Source organism: Parasphingorhabdus marina DSM 22363 (genome assembly GCF_900128895.1).
Taxonomy (GTDB): Bacteria; Pseudomonadota; Alphaproteobacteria; order Sphingomonadales; family Sphingomonadaceae; genus Parasphingorhabdus; species Parasphingorhabdus marina.
This window is the reverse complement of sequence record NZ_FSQW01000001.1, coordinates 1,657,017-1,676,943: the sequence shown is the minus strand read 5'-3', so window position 1 is coordinate 1,676,943 and position 19,927 is coordinate 1,657,017. Positions and strand designations below refer to the sequence as shown.

Annotated in this window: 27 protein-coding genes and 1 pseudogene; 1 reads left to right on the top strand and 27 read right to left on the bottom strand. The window is 56.1% G+C overall.

The window, feature by feature from the left end:
* Positions 1-9 precede the first annotated feature (9 nt).
* The 27 genes and pseudogenes from rpsN to BUQ90_RS08175 form a co-directional block, all read right to left on the bottom strand.
* Positions 10-315 (bottom strand): 30S ribosomal protein S14, encoded by a 306-nt coding sequence (rpsN, locus tag BUQ90_RS08310; RefSeq protein WP_074204538.1) that lies wholly within the window; start codon positions 313-315, stop codon positions 10-12.
* Between the two features lie 65 nt (positions 316-380).
* Positions 381-956 (bottom strand): 50S ribosomal protein L5, encoded by a 576-nt coding sequence (rplE, locus tag BUQ90_RS08305; RefSeq protein ID WP_074204537.1) that lies wholly within the window; start codon positions 954-956, stop codon positions 381-383.
* Complete coding sequence (rplX, locus tag BUQ90_RS08300) at positions 949-1,272, bottom strand: 50S ribosomal protein L24 (protein ID WP_074204536.1); 324 nt, start codon at positions 1,270-1,272, stop codon at positions 949-951. Before rplX ends, rplE begins: the two co-directional genes overlap by 8 nt.
* A gap of 2 nt (positions 1,273-1,274) precedes the next feature.
* Entirely contained in the window at positions 1,275-1,643 is a 369-nt protein-coding gene (gene rplN, locus BUQ90_RS08295; RefSeq protein WP_074204535.1) for a 50S ribosomal protein L14, read from the bottom strand.
* A 60-nt stretch (positions 1,644-1,703) separates the two neighbouring features.
* On the bottom strand, positions 1,704-2,015 hold the full coding sequence (gene rpsQ / locus BUQ90_RS08290; protein WP_084192573.1) for a 30S ribosomal protein S17: 312 nt from the start codon (positions 2,013-2,015) through the stop codon (positions 1,704-1,706).
* Positions 2,016-2,024: 9 nt separating this feature from the next.
* On the bottom strand, positions 2,025-2,228 hold the full coding sequence (gene rpmC / locus BUQ90_RS08285) for a 50S ribosomal protein L29 (protein ID WP_204244779.1): 204 nt from the start codon (positions 2,226-2,228) through the stop codon (positions 2,025-2,027).
* A 38-nt stretch (positions 2,229-2,266) separates the two neighbouring features.
* Complete coding sequence (gene rplP, locus BUQ90_RS08280) at positions 2,267-2,698, bottom strand: 50S ribosomal protein L16 (protein WP_074204533.1); 432 nt, start codon at positions 2,696-2,698, stop codon at positions 2,267-2,269.
* 30 nt (positions 2,699-2,728) lie between these two features.
* On the bottom strand, positions 2,729-3,424 hold the full coding sequence (gene rpsC / locus BUQ90_RS08275) for a 30S ribosomal protein S3 (RefSeq protein WP_074204532.1): 696 nt from the start codon (positions 3,422-3,424) through the stop codon (positions 2,729-2,731).
* 3 nt (positions 3,425-3,427) lie between these two features.
* Positions 3,428-3,811: a 50S ribosomal protein L22 gene (gene rplV / locus BUQ90_RS08270; protein WP_074204531.1), complete on the bottom strand. Its 384-nt coding sequence runs from the start codon at positions 3,809-3,811 to the stop codon at positions 3,428-3,430.
* On the bottom strand, positions 3,811-4,086 hold the full coding sequence (gene rpsS / locus BUQ90_RS08265; RefSeq protein ID WP_074204530.1) for a 30S ribosomal protein S19: 276 nt from the start codon (positions 4,084-4,086) through the stop codon (positions 3,811-3,813). Before rpsS ends, rplV begins: the two co-directional genes overlap by 1 nt.
* Positions 4,087-4,088: 2 nt before the next feature.
* Positions 4,089-4,925 carry a 50S ribosomal protein L2 gene (gene rplB, locus BUQ90_RS08260; protein ID WP_074204529.1) on the bottom strand — a complete coding sequence of 279 codons (837 nt, stop codon included), beginning with the start codon at positions 4,923-4,925 and terminating at the stop codon, positions 4,089-4,091.
* 5 nt (positions 4,926-4,930) lie between these two features.
* Positions 4,931-5,239 (bottom strand): 50S ribosomal protein L23, encoded by a 309-nt coding sequence (locus BUQ90_RS08255; protein ID WP_074204528.1) that lies wholly within the window; start codon positions 5,237-5,239, stop codon positions 4,931-4,933.
* Positions 5,232-5,858, bottom strand: coding sequence for a 50S ribosomal protein L4 (gene rplD, locus BUQ90_RS08250; protein WP_074204527.1), 627 nt, complete (start codon positions 5,856-5,858; stop codon positions 5,232-5,234). Before rplD ends, BUQ90_RS08255 begins: the two co-directional genes overlap by 8 nt.
* 3 nt (positions 5,859-5,861) lie before the next feature.
* Complete coding sequence (gene rplC / locus BUQ90_RS08245; protein WP_074204991.1) at positions 5,862-6,722, bottom strand: 50S ribosomal protein L3; 861 nt, start codon at positions 6,720-6,722, stop codon at positions 5,862-5,864.
* Positions 6,723-6,914: 192 nt separating this feature from the next.
* Entirely contained in the window at positions 6,915-7,226 is a 312-nt protein-coding gene (rpsJ, locus tag BUQ90_RS08240) for a 30S ribosomal protein S10 (RefSeq protein WP_074204526.1), read from the bottom strand.
* A 133-nt stretch (positions 7,227-7,359) separates the two neighbouring features.
* Positions 7,360-8,550, bottom strand: a complete 1,191-nt coding sequence (tuf, locus tag BUQ90_RS08235) for an elongation factor Tu (RefSeq protein WP_074204525.1) — start codon at positions 8,548-8,550, stop codon at positions 7,360-7,362.
* Between the two features lie 149 nt (positions 8,551-8,699).
* Positions 8,700-10,793 (bottom strand): elongation factor G, encoded by a 2,094-nt coding sequence (gene fusA, locus BUQ90_RS08230; RefSeq protein WP_074204524.1) that lies wholly within the window; start codon positions 10,791-10,793, stop codon positions 8,700-8,702.
* Between the two features lie 138 nt (positions 10,794-10,931).
* Positions 10,932-11,402, bottom strand: a complete 471-nt coding sequence (gene rpsG / locus BUQ90_RS08225) for a 30S ribosomal protein S7 (RefSeq protein ID WP_074204523.1) — start codon at positions 11,400-11,402, stop codon at positions 10,932-10,934.
* Between the two features lie 23 nt (positions 11,403-11,425).
* Entirely contained in the window at positions 11,426-11,797 is a 372-nt protein-coding gene (gene rpsL, locus BUQ90_RS08220; protein ID WP_067198316.1) for a 30S ribosomal protein S12, read from the bottom strand.
* Between the two features lie 212 nt (positions 11,798-12,009).
* Positions 12,010-12,483 carry a DUF3592 domain-containing protein gene (locus BUQ90_RS08215; RefSeq protein ID WP_074204522.1) on the bottom strand — a complete coding sequence of 158 codons (474 nt, stop codon included), beginning with the start codon at positions 12,481-12,483 and terminating at the stop codon, positions 12,010-12,012.
* A gap of 191 nt (positions 12,484-12,674) precedes the next feature.
* Positions 12,675-12,791: pseudogene (locus BUQ90_RS17980) on the bottom strand (PEPxxWA-CTERM sorting domain-containing protein); the annotation flags it as partial.
* Between the two features lie 635 nt (positions 12,792-13,426).
* Positions 13,427-14,062, bottom strand: coding sequence for a PAQR family membrane homeostasis protein TrhA (gene trhA / locus BUQ90_RS08205; RefSeq protein WP_074204520.1), 636 nt, complete (start codon positions 14,060-14,062; stop codon positions 13,427-13,429).
* 53 nt (positions 14,063-14,115) lie between these two features.
* Positions 14,116-14,493 (bottom strand): DUF1304 domain-containing protein, encoded by a 378-nt coding sequence (locus BUQ90_RS08200; RefSeq protein ID WP_074204519.1) that lies wholly within the window; start codon positions 14,491-14,493, stop codon positions 14,116-14,118.
* A 74-nt stretch (positions 14,494-14,567) separates the two neighbouring features.
* Positions 14,568-15,398 carry a TauD/TfdA dioxygenase family protein gene (locus BUQ90_RS08195; RefSeq protein WP_074204518.1) on the bottom strand — a complete coding sequence of 277 codons (831 nt, stop codon included), beginning with the start codon at positions 15,396-15,398 and terminating at the stop codon, positions 14,568-14,570.
* A 484-nt stretch (positions 15,399-15,882) separates the two neighbouring features.
* Positions 15,883-17,103, bottom strand: coding sequence for a sterol desaturase family protein (locus tag BUQ90_RS08185; protein WP_159437069.1), 1,221 nt, complete (start codon positions 17,101-17,103; stop codon positions 15,883-15,885).
* Positions 17,104-17,116: 13 nt separating this feature from the next.
* Positions 17,117-17,653 (bottom strand): isoprenylcysteine carboxyl methyltransferase family protein, encoded by a 537-nt coding sequence (locus BUQ90_RS08180; protein WP_074204515.1) that lies wholly within the window; start codon positions 17,651-17,653, stop codon positions 17,117-17,119.
* Entirely contained in the window at positions 17,653-18,714 is a 1,062-nt protein-coding gene (locus BUQ90_RS08175; protein ID WP_074204514.1) for a type III polyketide synthase, read from the bottom strand. Before BUQ90_RS08175 ends, BUQ90_RS08180 begins: the two co-directional genes overlap by 1 nt.
* 155 nt (positions 18,715-18,869) lie before the next feature.
* Between BUQ90_RS08175 and BUQ90_RS08170 the strand changes: the two genes are divergently transcribed.
* Positions 18,870-19,910, top strand: coding sequence for an AraC family transcriptional regulator (locus BUQ90_RS08170; protein ID WP_074204513.1), 1,041 nt, complete (start codon positions 18,870-18,872; stop codon positions 19,908-19,910).
* The last annotated feature ends 17 nt before the right edge of the window (positions 19,911-19,927 follow it).

The window sequence follows — 19,927 nt, the reverse complement described above, 5'->3', positions numbered from 1 at the left end:
ATCTTCCCTTTACCAGCTGGATTTCGTTACGCCGGGGATCAGGCCCTTGTTGGCCATGTCACGCAGCTCGATACGGCAGAGACGGAACTTGCGATAATAACCGCGCGGACGTCCTGTGGTTTCGCAGCGGTTGCGCACGCGGGTAGGATTACCGTTGCGCGGGATTTCCGCCATTTTCAGACGCGCCATCAGACGTTCGGTCTCGTCGAGAGACTCGTCATTGGCCATCGCCTTCAACTTCGCATATTTGCCGGCATATTTCTTGACCAGCTTCTTGCGTCGTTCGTTTTTGTTAATGGAACTCAGTTTCGCCATGACTTAAGTTCTCTTCCTTTCTTGCGTGTTCCCGACCGGGAACGGGTAAATTGGTTGCGCAGAAATTACGCTGCTTCTTGCTCTTCTTCCTGCGGGAACGGGAAACCGAACAGTTTCAGAAGCTCACGGGCTTCGTCATCTGTATTGGCACTCGTCGTCACAATGATGTCCATGCCGCGGACGACGTCGATGTCGTCATAGGCAATTTCCGGAAAAATAATCTGCTCTTTCAGGCCCATGGCAAAGTTGCCACGTCCGTCGAAGCTTTTCGGGTTCAGACCACGAAAGTCCCGGATCCGCGGCATCGCCACGGTCACCAGACGGTCAAGAAACTCGTACATCCGCTCGCGGCGCAGCGTGACCTTGCAGCCAATCGGCATGCCTTCACGCAGCTTGAACGTCGCGATCGAGTTTTTCGCCTTGGTGATGACCGGCTTCTGACCGGCAATCAATTCCATTTCAGCGGCTGCGGTCGCGACTTTCTTCTTGTCCTGACTGCCTTCGCCAACACCCATGTTGATCGTGATCTTGGTGATCTTCGGAACTTCCATGGGATTGGAATAGTTGAATTTTTCCTGCAGCGCCTTGACGACTTCCTCGTCATATTTCTTGCGCATGCGAGCTACATATTTGTCAGCCATCGACTTTCTCCCCGGACTTGACAGCTACGCGCTGCATTTTTCCGTCTTTGGTCTTTTCGAAACGCACCCGGGTCGGCTTGCCGTCTTTCGGATCGGCAAGTGCCACCTTGCTGATGTGCATCGGCGCTTCGCTGCGTTCCAGACCGCCCTGCGGGTTGGCCTGGGTCGGCTTGCGGTGACGGATCGCGACATTCACGCCGGAAACCAGCACCTTGCTGTCTTTCGGCATGACCTTGGTCACTTCACCGGATTTGCCCTTGTCCTTGCCGGACAGAACGACAACCGTGTCACCCTTTTTGATCTTTGCATTGGCCATGTTCAGAGTACCTCCGGAGCCAGGCTGATGATTTTCATGTGCTTTTTGGCACGCAGTTCGCGGACCACGGGGCCAAAGATACGCGTGCCGATCGGCTCCTGCGCATTGTTGACCAGAACGGCAGCATTGCTGTCAAAGCGAATGACCGATCCGTCTTTCCGGCGGATGTCCTTCTTGGTGCGCACGATCACCGCACGGTGCACGTCGCCCTTTTTCACCTTGCCGCGAGGAGCCGCTTCCTTGATCGACACAACAATAATGTCGCCAACGCCGGCAAAGCGACGCTTTGAGCCGCCCAGCACCTTGATGCACTGCACGCGTTTGGCTCCGCTATTGTCAGCGACCTCCAGGTTCGATTGCATCTGGATCATGGATCCAATTCCTTCTTCATTCCGCTCCGGATTGCCCGGGCCCAGTTAAACTTCGTTGCTTCAGCTCTCGGCTTTCACTTCGCCTTCGTCTTCGGCCGTGACTTCCGAAACCTTTGGAGTGGCAGGAGCGGCGGCAGCGCCAACGCGTTCCAGCACCTTCCAGGTCTTCAGCTTGGAAATCGGCTTCGTTTCCTCAATGCGCACGGTCTCGCCGGTGCTCATCTCGTTATTTTCATCATGCGCATGGTATTTTTTCGACCGCCGCATGATCTTTCCGTAGAGCGGGTGCTTCACCTTGCGCTCGACGTTGACGACAATGGTCTTGTCGCCCTTGTCTGACACTACCGTGCCGGTGAGAATACGTTTTGGCATATCGGTTCCTTACGCCTTTTCTGCAGCAGCGGCTTTCGCGCGCTCGGTCTGCAATGTTTTGATCTGTGCAATGGTCCGGCGGACTTCGCGCATCCGGCTCGGCTTTTCGAGCTGGTTGGTCGCAGCCTGAAAACGGAGGTTGAATGCCTCTTTCTTCAGATCACCGAGATCGGTCTCGAGCTGATCGTCGGTCTTGGTGCGCATGTCTTCCATCTTGGCACTGCTTGAATTTTTCTTGTCGGCCATGACCCTTATCCTTCCAGGTGTGACGTATCGCCAAGGCGCGCCACAACTTTCGTCTTGATGGGAAGCTTCATCGCAGCGCGCTCGAAAGCAACGGCAGCGATCGGTCCCGGAACACCGTCCAGTTCGAACATGATCCGGCCCGGTTTCACCTTGGCAGCCCAGTATTCAACCGAGCCCTTGCCCTTGCCCTGACGGACTTCTGCAGGCTTCTTCGAAACCGGCACATCCGGGAACACGCGGATCCACAAACGGCCCTGCCGCTTGATGTGACGCGTGATCGCACGGCGGGCTGCCTCGATCTGGCGTGCAGTGATCCGCTCGGGTTCCAGGGCTTTCAGGCCATAGGAACCGAAGTTCAGCGTCGTGCCGCCGGGCGCCTTGCCCTTGATCCGGCCCTTGTGAGCCTTGCGGAACTTTGTTTTCTTTGGTTGCAGCATGATGCTCTACCTATTCCCTAAATCTAGCAGTTATCGCGACGGACGGACGCCGGAAGTCTGTGCTTCCACCATCAGCCGGTCCTGAGCCATCGGGTCGTGCCCCATGATCTCGCCTTTGAAAATCCAGACCTTGATACCGATAATGCCGTAAGCGGTGAGCGCTTCATGCTCGGCATAGTCGATATTGGCGCGCAGCGTATGCAGCGGCACGCGGCCTTCGCGGTACCATTCGACGCGCGCGATTTCTGCACCACCGAGACGGCCACCACAGACAATCTTGATGCCTTCGGCGCCGAGACGCAGTGCGGACTGAACCGCGCGCTTCATCGCCCGGCGGAAAGCCACACGACGGATCAGCTGATCGCCGATGCCCTGCGCCACCAGTTTCGCGTCCACTTCCGGCTTGCGGATTTCAACGATGTTCAGCGACACGTCGCTGGACGACATTTCACTGAGCTTGCGACGCAGCTTCTCGATGTCCGCACCCTTTTTGCCGATGATGACACCGGGGCGGGCAGCATAGATCGAAACGCGGCAGGTTTTGGCCGGGCGCTCGATGACAACCTTGGAAATCGCTGCCTGCGGCACGGTTTCGAGGATATATTTGCGCATCTTGATGTCTTCCATCAAGAGATCGCCATAATTGTCCCCTTCCGCATACCAGCGGCTGTCCCAGGTCCGGTTGATCTGCAGGCGAAGCCCGATAGGATTACTCTTTTGACCCATGGTTTACGCCTCTTCTTCTTCATGCTCGCGAACGACGATGCGGACGCGGCTAAATGGCTTGATGATCTTGGCGGAGCGGCCACGGGCGCGGGCTTTCCAGCGCTTCATGGTCAGTGACTTGCCGACACTGGCTTCGTGAACGATCAATGCGTCAACATCCAGATTGTGGTTGTTTTCCGCATTGGCGATCGCCGAGGCCAGAACCTTGCTGACATCCTTGGCCATGCTCTTCTTCGAGAATGACAGGATGTTCAGTGCGTCTTCCGCTTTCTTGCCGCGGATCAGTTGCGCAACCAGATTCAGCTTCTGGGCAGAACCACGAATGGAATTGCCAACAGCCAAAGCTTCATTGTCGCCAACGCGGCGGGGTGATGATGCCTTACCCATTATTTCTTGCCTTTTTTGTCAGCGCCATGGCCGTAATAGTTGCGCGTGGGCGCAAACTCGCCAAGCTTGTGACCGACCATGTCCTCATTCACCGAGACGGGAATGAATTTCTGGCCATTATACACGTTGAAGGTCAGTCCAACGAAATCCGGAAGAACAGTGGAACGACGCGACCAGGTCTTGATCGGCGCGTGACTATTCGCTTCCTGTGCATCCTGCGCTTTTTTCAGCAGGTGGAGGTCAACAAATGGACCTTTTTTGATGGAACGAGCCATGCTTACCTCTTCTTCTTCGCGTGACGCGACCGGATGATCATCTTGTCGGTCTGTTTATTCTTGCGGGTCCGTGCGCCCTTGGTCGGCTTGCCCCACGGGGTCACCGGATGGCGGCCACCGGAGGTCCGGCCTTCACCACCACCATGCGGGTGATCGACCGGGTTCTTGGCGACACCACGGGTGAGAGGACGACGCCCTTTCCAGCGGGTGCGTCCGGCCTTGCCGAAATTCTGGTTGCTGTTGTCGGGGTTCGAGACCGCGCCAACAGTGCCCATGCAATCGCTGCGGATATAGCGCTGTTCGCCCGAGTTCAGACGCACAATCACCATTCCGCGGTCACGACCGACAATCTGGACATAAGCACCGGCGGAACGGGCAATCTGACCGCCCTTGCCTGGTTTCATTTCCACATTGTGGATGATCGTGCCGATCGGCATCTGCGACAATTTCATCGCATTGCCCGGCTTCACGTCAACCTTTTCGCCAGAGATGACCGTGTCACCTACTGCGAGACGCTGCGGAGCGATGATGTAGCTCAACTCGCCATCGTCATATTTGATCAGCGCGATGAAGGCCGTCCGGTTGGGATCATATTCGATCCGCTCGACCGTTGCCGAAACATCAAATTTCCGGCGCTTGAAGTCGACCAGGCGATATTTCTGCTTGTGACCACCAGCAATGCCGCGCGATGTCACGTGGCCCTTGTTGTTGCGACCACCTGTCTTGCGCTTGCCTTCAACCAGCTTCTTGACCGGCTTGCCCTTCCAAAGGCCGCTCTTGTCGACCAGGATAAGACCACGCCGGGCGGGGCTGGTTGGTTTATAGGATTTGAGTGCCATTGCCCTTAAACTCCCGTGGTGATGTCAATCGTCTGACCTTCGGCCAGCGTGACAATCGCCTTTTTGACATTGTTGCGCGTATAGGGACGACCCCGCCAGCGCTTGGTCTTGCCCTTCTGGACCATCGTGTTCACACCCTTGACCTTGACGTCAAACAGCGCTTCCACAGCAGCCTTGATCTGCGGCTTGGTCGCGTCATTTGCGACCTTGAACACCACAGCGTTATTTTCGCTGAGCAAGGTGGTTTTTTCTGTAATGTGCGGGCCGACAATTACGTCATAGTGACGAATGTCCACAGCTTCTTTTTTAGCCATTGAAGCGCGCCTCCAGCTTTTCCACTGCGGCGCGGGTCAGCACCAGAGTTTCGTGGTTGAGAATGTCGTAAACATTGGCACCGGCTGCCGGCATCACGTTCAGACGCGGAATGTTGTTCGACGCCTTCGAGAAAGCATCATTCACCGCTTCACCGTCCATGACCAGGGCCGACTTGCCGAAACCGAGCTTTTCGATATTGGCCAGAAGCGCTTTGGTCTTGGCATCTTTCAGTTCAATATTTTCGAGCACGATGAGATTGTCGTTCTTCGCCTTGTCGCTCAGCGCCATTTTCAGACCCAGTGCACGAACCTTTTTGTTCAGCGACGGATTGAAATCGCGCTTGCGCGGACCGTGGGCCTTGCCGCCGCCGACAAAGATTGGCGCCCGGCGCGAACCATGACGAGCGGTACCACCACCCTTCTGGTTGCCGAACTTCTTGCCGGTACGAGCGACATCACCGCGTTCCCGAACAGCACGGGCCGTTCCGCGGGCTTTTTCACGCTGCCAGTTGACGACGCGGTGCAGAATGTCTGCGCGGGCCTCAACGCCAAATACGTCATCATTCAGCTCGATGTCGCCCTTGGCCTTCGCGTCGAGGGTTTTGACTTTGAGTTTCATCGCTTAACCCTCCTTCTCGTCAGAGTCTTTGGCATCATCTGCCTTGGTTTCCTCGGCCGGCGTTTCTGCAGGAGCTTCCGCTGCGGCTGCCGCCACTTCTTCGTCGGTCGGACCAGCTGGGGCTTCGATCGCGGCATCCGCTTCGATCATGCCAGCCGGTGCATCTTCAGTCGCTGTTTCATCGGCGTTGCGACGCATCGCACCCGGGAACGGAACACCTTCCGGAGCCGGCACCTTGACGGCATCCTTGACCAGCAACCAGCCGCCCTTGGCACCGGGAACGCTGCCGCGGACAAAAATCAAGCCGCGAGCAGCATCTGTGCGCACGACTTCGAGATTTTGCTGGGTCCGGTTCCGCGCGCCCATGTGGCCCGCCATTTTCTTGCCCTTGAAGACCTTGCCCGGATCCTGGTTTTGACCAGTCGAACCATGGGCACGGTGAGAGATGGAGACACCATGTGTCGCTCGCATACCACCGAAGCCCCAGCGCTTCATCGCACCGGCAAAGCCCTTACCCTGGGTCACGCCCTGGATGTCGACCATCTGGCCGGCAATAAAGTGGTCTGCGGTTACGGTTGCACCGACGGGGAGCAAGCCTTCTTCGCTCTCAACCCGGAACTCGGCAACACGCGCCTTGGGCTCGACTTCCGCTTTCGCAAAAGCTTCCCGCTGTGGTTTGTTTACATTTTTCGCTTTACGGGCACCTGCACCAAGCTGAACAGCATAATAGCCATCCGGATCCTGCTTGCGGGCTCCGACAACCTGACATTCTTCCAGCGAGAGAACGGTAACCGGCACGTGCCGACCGTCTTCCTGGAACAAGCGGGTCATCCCCATTTTTTTCGCGATCACGCCAGTACGCACGATCATTTCTCCTTAACAGAGGCCGACGGGACCATTCCCCCCGGCTTGCCAACCCAAATTGTCATGCATCACCCCGTCCGGGCTGTATTGCACCACATCAGATGTGGCGCGAGACGGGGGACGCTACCCGGTAACAACCGGAGGTATCCCAATGTCTTCGAGGGCCTCCGACTATCCGAAGGCCAGACTGGCTCAGGCCAGTTTGATCTCGACATTCACACCGGCAGCCAGGTCGAGCTTCATCAAAGCATCCACAGTCTGCGGTGTCGGCTGCACGATATCGAGCAACCGCTTGTAAGTCCGGACCTCGAACTGCTCACGCGACTTTTTGTCAACGTGCGGGCCGCGGTTTACGGTAAATTTCTCTTTGTGCGTCGGCAATGGAATCGGTCCACGGATCAGCGCGCCAGTCCGGCGAGCCGTGTCAGCGATATCGCCGGTTGCCTGATCCAGTACCCGATGATCGAATGCCTTGAGGCGAATGCGAATATTCTGCGTTTCCATAAACCTTATACCGATGCGAAAGAGCCAAAAATAAACCGCCCCGATTTTCTGCCCGAAACGTCGGACGATTAAGCCGGAGCGGCGAAAAACTGGCCGCCCGAATCAGTGACCCGGGCGGCGATGCAGTCCTATATTACTTTGTTACGGTGCTGACAACCCCTGAACCAACGGTCCGGCCGCCTTCACGAATAGCGAAGCGGAGGCCAGCGTCCATGGCGATCGGCGCGATCAGCTTGACGCCAATTGTCACGTTGTCACCAGGCATAACCATCTCGGTGCCGTCCGGCAGGATCACTTCACCGGTAACGTCCGTCGTACGGAAGTAGAACTGCGGACGATAGTTGGCGAAGAATGGCGTGTGACGGCCACCCTCGTCTTTCGACAGCACATATACTTCGGCATTGAACTCGGTGTGCGGGGTAATCGAACCCGGCTTGCAGAGAACCTGGCCACGCTCAACTTCTTCACGGGCAACGCCGCGGATCAGAGCGCCGATATTGTCGCCGGCTTCGCCGCTGTCGAGCAGCTTGCGGAACATTTCAACACCGGTAACGGTGGTCTTGGTGGTGTCCTTGATGCCAACGATTTCAACTTCGTCACCAACATTCACAACACCGGTTTCCACACGGCCGGTTACAACCGTACCACGACCGGAAATCGAGAACACGTCTTCGATCGGCATCAGGAAGTCCTGATCAACCGGACGATCCGGCTGCGGGATGTGCTCGTCAACGGCAGCCATCAGCTCAAGGATCTTTTCCTTGCCGATATTGTCGTCGCGGCCTTCGAGGGCAGCCAGAGCAGAACCGGCAACGATGGGAATATTGTCGCCATCGAAGTCATAGGAAGACAGAAGTTCACGAACTTCCATTTCAACCAGCTCGAGCAGCTCTTCGTCATCAACCTGGTCAACCTTGTTCATGAAGACAACCAGAGCAGGTACACCAACCTGACGGGCGAGCAGGATGTGCTCACGAGTCTGGGGCATCGGGCCGTCGGCTGCGTTCACAACCAGAATGGCGCCATCCATCTGGGCCGCACCGGTGATCATGTTCTTCACATAGTCAGCGTGACCCGGGCAATCGACATGCGCGTAGTGACGGGCTTCGGTTTCATATTCAACGTGTGCCGTTGAAATGGTGATGCCACGCTCGCGCTCTTCGGGAGCCTTGTCGATGTTCGCGAAGTCAACAGCTTCACCGCCGGTTGCTTCTGCCAGAACTTTTGTGATGGCCGCAGTCAACGTCGTTTTACCGTGGTCAACATGACCGATGGTGCCGATGTTGCAATGCGGCTTGTTGCGCTCAAACTTCTCTTTAGCCATTTTATTTACCTCTGATTTTCTATCGTCTTGATAGTCTGTGCCGCGCTTTGGCGAGACTATCCAAATCTGTCAACACCCTTTTGCGCATCCGGCTTTTTTTGCCCGTCGCGCAAAAGGAAGCGCAAGTTATTTCAAAAAGAAATCCGGCCTTAGGCCATCTTCTCCTTCAGCTCGGTGGCAACATTGTTCGGCACTTCCTCATAGTGAGAGAATTGCATCGAATATTGCGCGCGACCCTGGGTGAACGAACGCAGTTCATTCACATAGCCGAACATGTTGGCCAGCGGCACCATGGCATCGACTGCCTGGGCGATACCGCGGGTGTCGGTACCCTGGATCTGACCACGGCGACTGTTGAGGTCACCGATCACGTCACCAAGATAGTCTTCCGGCGTGATCACTTCGACCTTCATGATCGGTTCAAGCAATTTGATGCCGGACTTCTGCGCCGCTTCCCGCATCGCGGCACGTGCCGCGATTTCGAAAGCCAGTGCCGAAGAGTCAACGTCATGATAGGCGCCGTCATAGACCCGGATATGGAAGTCGATGATCGGGAAGCCGATCAGCGAACCGGTTTCCGCGGTTTCGCGCATGCCCTTTTCAACAGACGGGATATATTCCTTCGGAATGTTACCGCCCTTGATTTCGTCTTCAAAGGTGATGCCCGCACCGCGCTCGCCCGGCGTGACTTCAAACTTGATCCGCGCGAACTGACCGGAACCACCGGACTGTTTCTTATGCGTATAGTCCGTGTCGACCGGCTTGCCGAGGGCTTCGCGATAGGCCACCTGCGGCGCACCGACATTGGCTTCGACCTTGAATTCACGCTTCATGCGATCGACCAGGATGTCGAGGTGCAATTCGCCCATGCCCTTGATGATCGTCTGACCGCTTTCATGGTCAGTCGTCACGCGGAACGAAGGATCCTCGGCTGCCAGACGATTGAGGGCGACGCCCATTTTCTCCTGGTCGGCCTTGGTCTTCGGTTCCACCGAAAGCTCGATAACCGGATCCGGGAATTCCATCCGTTCCAGAATGATCGGGTTGGACGCATCACACAGCGTATCGCCAGTGGTGGTTTCCTTCATGCCGGCAAGCGCGACAATGTCGCCTGCAAATGCCTCGTCAATGTCCTTCCGGTCATTGGAGTGCATTTCCAGAATACGGCCGACTTTCTCTTTCTTGTCCTTGACCGAGTTGAGCAGCGTGCCTTTTTCCAGCTTGCCGGAATAGATGCGGCAGAAGGTCAGTGAACCGACAAACGGGTCGTTCATGACCTTGAAGGCGAGCGCAGAGAAGGGCTCGTCATCCGAAGACGGACGCGAGGCTTCTTCGTCGCTGTCAGGCAGAACGCCCTTGATCGCCGGAACGTCGAGCGGACTCGGCATGAAGTCGACAACCGCGTCGAGCAAAGGCTGCACACCCTTGTTCTTGAACGCCGAGCCACAGAGAACCGGAACGAAGCTCTGGTTCAACGTACCCTTGCGGATCAGTGCCTTGAGCGTTGCCGCATCGGGCATGTTGCCTTCGAAATAGGCTTCCATCGCCTCGTCGTCCTGCTCGATAGCCAGTTCGATCAGCTTCTCGCGATATTCCGCAGCTTCTTCCGCCATGTCTTCGGGGATTTCGCCATAGGTATATTCGGCGCCGAGATCTTCGTTCTTCCAGGTGATCGAACGCTCGTTGATCAGGTCAACGAGACCGACCAGGTCGGCTTCAATGCCGATCGGCAGATACAGAACAGCCGGGGTCGCACCGAGACGCTCGATGATCGAATTCACGCAGAACTTGAAGTCGGCGCCGGTCCGGTCGAGCTTGTTGATGAAGCACATCCGCGGCACTTTATATTTGTCCGCCTGACGCCAGACGGTTTCGGACTGCGGCTCCACGCCGGCCACGCCGTCGAAACAGGCAACCGCGCCGTCGAGTACACGCAAGCTGCGTTCGACTTCAATGGTGAAGTCCACGTGACCCGGCGTGTCAATGATGTTGATCCGGTGCTCGGGACCCTGGCGGTCTTCGCTGTTCCAGAAACAAGTGGTCGCAGCAGAAGTAATGGTGATACCCCGCTCCTGCTCCTGCTCCATCCAGTCCATCGTCGCCGCGCCATCATGCACTTCGCCGATCTTGTAGGACTTGCCGGTATAATAAAGGATACGTTCCGTGGTGGTCGTTTTCCCGGCATCAATATGGGCCATGATGCCGATATTGCGATAGCGTTCGAGCGGATGGCTGCGTGCCATAGTCTTTACTCCAGTGTGAAGGGGAACCAAAATCTGGCCGCCCTATAGTTAATATGGCCGGTTTTGACCAGCCTTGATTGGTTTCAATTGCTACGTTTGAAAGAGCCGGAGCAACAAACCCCGGCTCGTTCGGAAATACTACCAGCGATAATGCGCGAAGGCCCGGTTGGCTTCGGCCATCTTGTGCGCATCTTCCCGCTTCTTCACCGCGTTGCCGCGATTGTTGGAAGCGTCGAGAATCTCACCGGACAGACGCGCTGCCATGGTGGTTTCACTGCGCGAGCGGGCGGCAGAGATCATCCAGCGGATGGCCAGTGCCTGGGCACGCTCGGGACGCACTTCAACGGGAACCTGATAGGTCGCACCACCGACACGGCGGCTGCGGACCTCGATGCCCGGCTTGATATTGTTCAGCGCATCATGGAACAGCTGCAGCGGATCTTTCTTCGCCTTGGCTTCGACGCTGTCCAGCGCACCGTAGACGATTTTCTCCGCGACGGATTTTTTCCCGTCGAGCATGAGGTTGTTCATGAATTTCGAAAGAACCTGGTCCTTGAACTTGGGATCAGGAAGGATAACCCGTTTCTCGGGACGACGACGACGTGCCATTTTCTATAACTCCGTATCTGATCTTATTTCGGACGCTTGGCGCCATATTTGGAACGGCTCTGCTTGCGGTCCTTGACACCCTGGGTATCGAGAACGCCGCGCAGGACGTGGTAACGCACACCGGGAAGGTCGCGCACACGGCCGCCGCGGATCAGCACCACGCTATGCTCCTGAAGGTTGTGGCCTTCACCGGGAATATAGCTGATGACTTCGCGCTGGTTGGTCAGGCGAACCTTGGCAACCTTTCTGAGAGCGGAGTTTGGTTTCTTGGGAGTCGTGGTATAGACACGGGTGCAAACGCCGCGCTTCTGCGGGTTGGCTTCCATTGCCGGAACCTTGGACTTCGTCTTCTGGGGCACCCGCCCTTTACGGACGAGCTGATTAATCGTTGGCATAAAGTCTTCACCTTATAATACTAGATAAACTAGGGTTACTCTGGCGCCCGAAGGCGGCCCAGTGTTTTGCCTATGTCAGTTTTCCGCTGCGCCGAGTGCGACCCGCAACAACAGAAGCGCGGCCCTTAGCGGGGATTCGTTTGAGGGTCAAGGGGTGACCGGGGAAGGAAATCCGGCGATTGCCGGTGGCCACATAACCCCGAAAGCGAAAGTCAGGGCGCACTTAGCTCGTCATCAACATCCGCACCATCGGTTTCAGCATAGCCACCCGCCTGCCAGCCCACGGCCAAGGCACCCAACGCCAAAACCGTGAATGCCATTACCGGCCGCCAGGGATGATGCCGTCCCTCGATATCCGCGCGCTCGGGGTTGTGAGGATCATATCTTATGGTGACCGGCAGATCGACCTCGCCCGGCTCATCTTCAAAAACAGTGGAACTTTGCACTTCATACTCGTCCGCTGGACCAGTCCGAAAACGAACAATAGGCGCATAGGAAACGGTTCCGTCAGAGGTCCGCTTTTGCCAACGGACTATCGTGCCGCCGACACTGACACCGTTGATCAGCCGCAATGCGCGAAAGGCCAGGCCTGCGGCGCCGATCAACCCGGCCATACCCAAAGTGCTGAAGACCATCGCGGGCGTATTGGCAAACAGCCGTGCGAGAATATCGGTCAGATCGGGCATGGTGACGGGAATAGCACGGCATAACCGCAATTTGGGAGGAATATGTTGGAAAACCGGAATAGTGGAATCCGGTCCCAAAATGAGCAGCAGCGACTATGGCAGCATTATCCCGAAAGCGGACATTGGCGCGCAAACAAAAGCCCTGTTAGAGCGATCTGGCAGGGCTTTTGGGTAAACGTTTTGGCCGGATACTATGTGTAGTTGACTTTCAAAGTGGTTTTACGCTGACGCCGCATCGCGCCGCCAATAGCACCGAAACCAAAGATCATGAATGCCCATGTGGCCGGTTCTGGAACTGCAGACGTGGAGATTCTATTCGCCACCCAAATTCCGGGACCGCCATTCCCGCCGGTGACTTGGTTAAAGAAACTGGCGTTCGGTGCAGTCGAAAAGTTGTTGACGAAAATGCAGAAACTGTTTGCTGAGCCGAGACAACTACCGTCGTCTGTCACATCCGTAGCGAGAGTCAGAACATCTCTGGAACTGTTGTAGGCATATTCTGCTGAGTAGGGCAGAGTCGACGAAATTATGTTCAGTCCATTGGTTGTCCTATTAACATCTGAGCTGTTATCAAATGTGACAGAAAATACGACTGAAAACGGATCCGCTGGAGCAACGGATCCATTACCGAAGCGCAACGAAAAGTCTGAACCAGTAATGTCGAGAGATTTCATCACTATCGCTGCATTTGCGCAACCGGGGGCAGCAAGCATCGCGATGGCGGTAGAAATCAGAAGAGTTTTTCTCATAATTTTCCCTTTTGTGGCTCTGTATTTGCCAAGCGACAAGAAATTATTACTTCCTTGTGCTTTTGATCAATCCCACGGTCAGCTAACAAGTTAACAACAAGTTTCCAATTCAAATCTCAGAAGATCTATCCAGCCTGTCTCAGTTTGGTACGTTTCCCGACTTCCGCTTTTGCGCCCAAAGCGGACTGTTCCATCTACCCAACCAGCCCCGCCCAGATCGAAACGAAGAAACTCGCGCCGCCGAACATGACGAAACCGTGCCAGATCGAATAGCGGAAGGGCAGCGTCTTGCGGGCGTAGACGATCGCGCCGAGGGAATAGAACAGGCCGCCCGCCAGCATGGCCCACAGGGATAGCGGCGGCAAATGGTCCATCAGTTCGGGCACACCGATCAGACCCATCCATCCCATGCCCAGATAGGAGGCCATCGACCAGCGCGAGTCCAGGCCCTTGCCGAACATCTTGAACAGCATCGCCGGAAAGGCCAGCGCCCAGATGATGGCCAGCAGGAACAGGCTGAACTCGGTATCCGCCATCACGAACAAGGGCGTAAACGTCCCCGCTATCGTCAGATAAATCGCGGCATGATCGATCCGCCGCAGCATCAGGCGCTGGTTGTGATAGGGCGACAGATGGTAGAACATTGAAATGATGTGCGAGAACAATGCGCCGATCACATAGACTGCGATCGCCGCAATCACCGCCGGGCCGTGATCCGTCGCCCGCACCATGAGCGCCGCACCGGCGAGCAGGATCAGCAGCAATCCGATGGCATGAACAATAAAGTCCGCGCGGCGTTCGGGTGTCCTTGAAGTAGGGTAAGTTTGCATGGGATGGGGTTCACAGCATATTGACCGCGATGAGTCACGCCCAAATCGTGCGATCAGCCCTTTCGTCCCCAAGACAACCAGACCAGCACAAGGCCCACGACCGCCGGCAATGTCTGTACGACCGCTATGCGCGGGGCGACAGTGACTGCACCGAATAATCCGGCGACGGCGACAAACAGCAGGAAGCAGGTCGCAACATTGCGCCGCCACAATGTGTCCTTGATAAACAGTGACCAGATCAAACCCGCCGCCAGAAAGCTGTTATAAATCCCCTGATTGGCGGCCATGGCCTTTGTGGGTTCGAACAGGTCGACGGGAAAACTGGAAAAAACCACCGGCCCCCTGGTGGTCCAGGCGAAGATTTCAAACCAGGCAATATAAAGATGCAATACCGCGATCAGGCCGATGACAATGGCTGCGAGTTTTGACATGTTTCTGCTCCCTGGTCCCAGACCATCACTATAGGCCGCCAGTCCACAAGTACAAACGCTCGCTATTGAGGCACTCAAACCCCCGCCAACGCTCCACCGGCTAGCGTGATCCGGTGCATCAGACGCTCCTGGCCCGGATAGTCATTATTGGCAAAATGCCAGGTGCTGCGATTGTCCCAGAAGGCGACCGAGCCGGGTTGCCATGCGAACTGGCAGGTGAATGCGGGCTGGTCGACATGCTTGTAAAGATGATTCAGCAGCGCGAAACTCTCTTCCCGCGTCCAGTCTTCGAAGCCGATCGTATGGCCCGGATTGACGTAGAGGATCTTGCGCCCGCTTTCGGGGTGGCGGATGACGGCAGGATGGATGGCGTCGCCGACCCGGTCCATGCCGCCGAGCGTCTGCGCCAGATCGGTTTTGCGGTAATAGCCATCCTCGCCATAAATATGCCGGTTGCTGTGGATCGCGCGCAGCCCTTCCAGCGTCCGCTTGAGGCCATCGGACAGCGCATCATAGGCCGCCGCCAGATTGGCGAAGCGGGTGTCGCCACCGCTGTCGGGCAGCGTGCGGGCAACCAGGATCGAGCCGAGCGCAGGTTCCGCGTCATAGCTGTGATCGGTGTGCCAGCCGCCGCCGATATTCATCTGCTGGTCTTTGGTCTTGCGAACCTCGGCAATTTCCGGATGGGCGTCGGAGGGCTTGAAGAACTTGTTGAGCACGATGTCGCCAAAACGGGTCGCGAACCGGTGATGCTCTTCAGGCGGCAGATCCTGGTCGCGAAAGAAGAGCAGGCCGTGCTCGACAAAGGCGGCCTTCAGATCGGCGAGCGCGGCATTATCAATCTCCGCCAGCTGGACATCGCCCACGACCATGCCGCAGCCTTCGGAATAGGGAGTGAGTTTCATGGGGATGAGTCTAGCGCAGAAATCAGGCTATTGCCAAATCCCTCCTTTGCCCTTTCCGTCATCCTGAACTCGTTTACCTTCGGTGGCCTTCGGCTCAGGATCCATGGTGCAATCATGAACAGTAGTGTGAACGGAGAAATGGATGCTGAATCAAGTTCAGCATGACGCGCATGGGTCCTTGCGTGACTCCCACTCCTGGCGCCTTCGCGTCTTCGCGTGATCTGCAATTTTGGGATATCCCGATACTCAGCCGCGACACTCCCGCCGGCGAGACGAAAGACCCCCTTTCCTACTCGCCCTTTCTCCGTCAGAATTCCGGCTCCGGCTCTTTGAAATTTTGCATTCAGGAATGTTGTGAGTATTTTGTTTCGCAAGACTGTCACCCTGCGCATTGGCCTGGTGCCACGATATGTTTTTGCTGATTTTCAGATAGTTAGTGGCCGCAACGCCGCTCTTCCATCAGGTTGACACAGTGTCACCTTTGTCACCCTTGCGACCGGAGTTCGCCCAGTTCCGCTTCCACGGGAATTCCGTCCTCGGTCTCAGGCTCCCCTTCCGGTCCGAACACCTTCTGGTCCGGGAGGAACGGCGCGATATACAGCCCCGCCATGGTCATCGGATAATTGGGCGCGGTGCCGATGCCGATGCGGTCGTGGGGGCGTTCGCCCTTCACCTTGTGGAAGGTGCCGAACAGGATATCGAACAGGATGAACTCGCCGCCATAGTTGGAGTCACCAACCTTTTTGTCGGGATAATGGTGGTAGCGATGATTATCGCCGATCGAGAATATATATTCCCAGAAGCCCAGTTTGAGGTCGATATTGGCGTGCTGGAAAATACCGATGGTCAGCTGCATGAGAATCGCGATCATGGCGATTTCGGCCGATGGTTGCAGCAACGCATAGGGAAAGGCAAACAGGATCGCCTGCCCCACAACTTCCACCGGATGACTGCGGATGCCGTTCAGCCAGTAGAGGCGCTTGACCGAATGATGCGCCGCGTGAAAGCGCCACAGAAACGGCACTTCATGCAGGGCGCGATGCAGCCAGTAGCGGAAGAAATCCTTGATCAGGATGAACAGGAACACCTGCACCACGATCGGCAGGTGACCGGGCCAAAGGCCATGGCCATAGGATTCCAGCATCTCGATCATGCCGACCAGGAAAAGGACCTGGATCAGATATTTGGCAAAGCCGTTCCAGAATGCACCGGAAATGAACATCATCAGGTCGACCGAGCTGTCATTACCGCCTTCCAGCCAGTTACGACTATAGGGCAACAGCCGTTCCAGCGGTGCCACGATCAGGCCAATGACAACAGGGATGAGCGCCAGCGTTGTGATCGACTCTGTCGACGCGCCCGCCTCGGTAGCTGTGAGACCAATGAAAAACCCGGCAATCATGATGACGGGAAAAAGCGAATGCTGCAATATGCGTTTCAGCAGGGTCCCTTCCAGCTTGTAAGACAGTCCGTCCAATTGCCGCAAAGCCGCGTTCATCGGCCTGACGATTATCCAGGACCCGATGGCTTCGACAAAGTTGAGCGGAATCCCGGCCCATTTTTCGATAAACCTAGCAATTCCAGCCTGTTCAGGCAGGTGCCGGTTTTGATAGGATTGCAATTCCGTGGATGGACCGCCTGCCATATTGACCCTCGCGCTCTGATTCTTCGCGAGCATAATGACGATTATTGGACTTTTAGTCAATTACAAGATCCGGTCAGGCATTATCTCCGCGACCTTGCAACACGGCATTTTCCACTCCGATCCGGTGACGCAAAAGCAGGGCGTTGAGGATGGAGAAAAACAGTGCCACCCACGGCAATCCCAGCATTAGCGGGACAATGGCGATTTCCAGGACAACGACGGTATAGTTGGGGTGCGAGAGGAATTGATAGGGGCCGCGTTTCACAAGGTCGAAATGGGGAGCAGAGATGATCCGGGTGGTCCACCATCTGCCGATGCTTGCCAGCGTCCAGACCCGGAGGATCTGGGTTCCGACAAAGAGCGCCAGCATCAGCGGCGCGATTGGGCGCAGCGGATCGACCATCAGGAAGATCACCGCCAGCCAGGAGCCATGGAGCAGAATGAACCAGTGATAATGGTCAGCTCCGAATTCCTCGCCGCCTTCCGCCAGCAGGCGCCGCGTATTGCGGTTGGCGTAAACCAGCTCCGCCAGTCGCTGCGCGACAATGTAGATGAGTATCCAGGTGACCAGCGTGGGAGACGTGCTGAAGATCGTGCCGATCTGTTCCATTAATCCTCCCTCGGGTCGAGAATGGCGAGGGCCGAAGTGAAACCAGGGCCCAGAGCCGTCAGCAAAACTGGCCGGTCCGGTTTGCCACGCAACAAATGCTCGAGAACGAACAGCACGGTGGGTGACGACATGTTGCCATATCTTTCCAAAACGCTTCTTGTTGCGGTGATAGCTGCAATTTCCGGGGCGAAATAATTTTCCAGCGCATCAACCACCCGTCCGCCACCGGGATGGCAGGCTGGCTCGGAAAGGTCTGCCATTGCGAGGCCTTGCTCTTCAAGGAACCGGTCGCAAAACGGGGCGAAATCGCGGGCAACAAACGTCGGGATATCGCGGGCGAGAACCAGATCAAAACCGGTCTGACCGATTTCCCAGCCCATCATATCGCGTGTGTCGGGCCAGGTTTTCTGTTCAAAGCCGCGGAAGGCCGGACCAGGCTTGCAATCCGGACGGCCGCTGATCACCGCGGCAGCACAGCCGTCCGCGAACAAGGCCGTGGCGATCATGTTTTTCTTGTCAAACTGGCTGTAGTCATAAGACAGGCTGCAGAGCTCAAGAGAAACAAGCAGGATATTCTGACCTTCTCCGCCATTGGCCAGATCAGAGGCCAGTCGCAGTCCCAGAACGCCACCGGCACAGCCATAGCCAAAAACCGGAACCGTCCGAGTGGAAGAAGGGAAGCCCATGGTCTCGATCATGCGGCTGGGAATGGAGGGGGTCATTGTACCGGTTGTGGAAATCATGACGATGGCATCAATGTCAGCGGGGGTCATACGGGCGCGATCCATTGCTTCAGCCGCAACCTGTTCTGCGAGTGTCCGGCCAACGCGATCATAACATGCCGCGCGGTCGGGCCAGCTACGCTGTTCGAGATAATAGTCCGGCTCACATGCCAGATAGCGCTGGTCAATTCCCGAATTGCCGAGGATTTGCTCCAGCCGGGCTGGCAGGGCTGCGCCGCGGGCGCGAGCCAGAATGGCGAGAACCTCTGCCTGACTGATGCGATGGTCGGGGACAGCAGTGGCAATGGATTGCAAGCGGGGATGTTTCAAACCGGGCATGGGGCATATTCGCGGAGCATGCGCTTGTTGTTACACGGTCAATCCATCGAGACCATATAATTCTCGCCAAAAAATCGATAGCCCGAGCCATCAAATAGCCATTGCGATGGCGACGGTAATCACTAGCATGGCATTAAACAGGGAAGGCAGCCATTTTGAACCTGACGGTTTTTGAACAACTGGATACGCTCTTGCGGTTGCTTGCCATTGGCGGCCTGTTCACGATGATCATCCTGCTTCTGACAAGTGCCACCCGGCCCGGTTTGAAATGGACAGCGATCGGATTGATGATTGGCGCGACCGGCTATCTGGTCAATTCATCTACAACCATGCATTTGTCGGAACCTTACCGGACTTTTGTCGACGGATTATCGATTTCCACAACATTCTGGATATGGCTTTTTGCACATCGGTTGTTTGAACGACAAATTGCCAAACCGCTTTTCCTGGCGCCCTTGCTGCTTGCACTGTTCTGGATCGTCGCTCACATCTTGCCCCATCTTCAATGGTTTACATTTTACGCGATCCATTTTGTCTCGCTGGCAATGGTCATTCATCTGATCCTGATCGCACTGGTCGGTCGCGCAGATGATCTTGTCGAGAAGCGCCGCAAAATCCGGATGTTCCTGCCACTATTTGTCGGGCTCCAGGTCGGTGGAGTTCTGACCTATGAAATTCTGTTTGGTGCCGTAGATGGATATCCTGTCATTTCTTCAATCAACGCCACCTTGATTCTGACGCTGGTTATGGGCGCGGCGCTTTCACTGCTCCGCGTCGACAACGAGATATTGTCAGAAAAGCCGGCTGCTGAGCAGGTTTCTGTGCCTGCAAACCATTTCTCGCCGTCTGAAACTGTGCTGCATGATAAATTGATGTCAGCGATGGAAGCAGGACAATATCGAACTTCATCCCTGACCATTCAGATGCTCGCCGAATATCTGGACACCCCCGAACATCGCCTGCGGGCTCTGATCAATCGCAAACTCGGCCATCGCAACTTCTCCTCCTTTCTGAACGGCTATCGAATCCGGGAAGCGAAGACCAAATTGGCAGATCGCGATTTGGTGGATGTGCCCATTCTGACAATCGCGATGGATCTAGGCTATGGATCGCTCGCCCCGTTCAATCGCGCGTTCCGTTACGAAACCGGCCAGACACCTAGTGATTTCCGCAAAAGTACCATTGATCAAAACTGAAAAAACATGATCCTTTT

What these genes read in the sequence shown, in the direction of transcription:
- rpsN (WP_074204538.1), bottom strand. Translation starts at nt 315, where the DNA reads ATGGCGAAACTGAGTTCCATTAACAAAAACGAACGACGCAAGAAGCTG.
- rplE (WP_074204537.1), bottom strand. Translation starts at nt 956, where the DNA reads ATGGCTGACAAATATGTAGCTCGCATGCGCAAGAAATATGACGAGGAA.
- rplX (WP_074204536.1), bottom strand. Translation starts at nt 1,272, where the DNA reads ATGGCCAATGCAAAGATCAAAAAGGGTGACACGGTTGTCGTTCTGTCC.
- rplN (WP_074204535.1), bottom strand. Translation starts at nt 1,643, where the DNA reads ATGATCCAGATGCAATCGAACCTGGAGGTCGCTGACAATAGCGGAGCC.
- rpsQ (WP_084192573.1), bottom strand. Translation starts at nt 2,015, where the DNA reads ATGCCAAAACGTATTCTCACCGGCACGGTAGTGTCAGACAAGGGCGAC.
- rpmC (WP_204244779.1), bottom strand. Translation starts at nt 2,228, where the DNA reads ATGGAAGACATGCGCACCAAGACCGACGATCAGCTCGAGACCGATCTC.
- rplP (WP_074204533.1), bottom strand. Translation starts at nt 2,698, where the DNA reads ATGCTGCAACCAAAGAAAACAAAGTTCCGCAAGGCTCACAAGGGCCGG.
- rpsC (WP_074204532.1), bottom strand. Translation starts at nt 3,424, where the DNA reads ATGGGTCAAAAGAGTAATCCTATCGGGCTTCGCCTGCAGATCAACCGG.
- rplV (WP_074204531.1), bottom strand. Translation starts at nt 3,811, where the DNA reads ATGGGTAAGGCATCATCACCCCGCCGCGTTGGCGACAATGAAGCTTTG.
- rpsS (WP_074204530.1), bottom strand. Translation starts at nt 4,086, where the DNA reads ATGGCTCGTTCCATCAAAAAAGGTCCATTTGTTGACCTCCACCTGCTG.
- rplB (WP_074204529.1), bottom strand. Translation starts at nt 4,925, where the DNA reads ATGGCACTCAAATCCTATAAACCAACCAGCCCCGCCCGGCGTGGTCTT.
- BUQ90_RS08255 (WP_074204528.1), bottom strand. Translation starts at nt 5,239, where the DNA reads ATGGCTAAAAAAGAAGCTGTGGACATTCGTCACTATGACGTAATTGTC.
- rplD (WP_074204527.1), bottom strand. Translation starts at nt 5,858, where the DNA reads ATGAAACTCAAAGTCAAAACCCTCGACGCGAAGGCCAAGGGCGACATC.
- rpsJ (WP_074204526.1), bottom strand. Translation starts at nt 7,226, where the DNA reads ATGGAAACGCAGAATATTCGCATTCGCCTCAAGGCATTCGATCATCGG.
- tuf (WP_074204525.1), bottom strand. Translation starts at nt 8,550, where the DNA reads ATGGCTAAAGAGAAGTTTGAGCGCAACAAGCCGCATTGCAACATCGGC.
- fusA (WP_074204524.1), bottom strand. Translation starts at nt 10,793, where the DNA reads ATGGCACGCAGCCATCCGCTCGAACGCTATCGCAATATCGGCATCATG.
- rpsG (WP_074204523.1), bottom strand. Translation starts at nt 11,402, where the DNA reads ATGGCACGTCGTCGTCGTCCCGAGAAACGGGTTATCCTTCCTGATCCC.
- rpsL (WP_067198316.1), bottom strand. Translation starts at nt 11,797, where the DNA reads ATGCCAACGATTAATCAGCTCGTCCGTAAAGGGCGGGTGCCCCAGAAG.
- BUQ90_RS08215 (WP_074204522.1), bottom strand. Translation starts at nt 12,483, where the DNA reads ATGCCCGATCTGACCGATATTCTCGCACGGCTGTTTGCCAATACGCCC.
- trhA (WP_074204520.1), bottom strand. Translation starts at nt 14,062, where the DNA reads ATGCAAACTTACCCTACTTCAAGGACACCCGAACGCCGCGCGGACTTT.
- BUQ90_RS08200 (WP_074204519.1), bottom strand. Translation starts at nt 14,493, where the DNA reads ATGTCAAAACTCGCAGCCATTGTCATCGGCCTGATCGCGGTATTGCAT.
- BUQ90_RS08195 (WP_074204518.1), bottom strand. Translation starts at nt 15,398, where the DNA reads ATGAAACTCACTCCCTATTCCGAAGGCTGCGGCATGGTCGTGGGCGAT.
- BUQ90_RS08180 (WP_074204515.1), bottom strand. Translation starts at nt 17,653, where the DNA reads ATGGAACAGATCGGCACGATCTTCAGCACGTCTCCCACGCTGGTCACC.
- BUQ90_RS08175 (WP_074204514.1), bottom strand. Translation starts at nt 18,714, where the DNA reads ATGCCCGGTTTGAAACATCCCCGCTTGCAATCCATTGCCACTGCTGTC.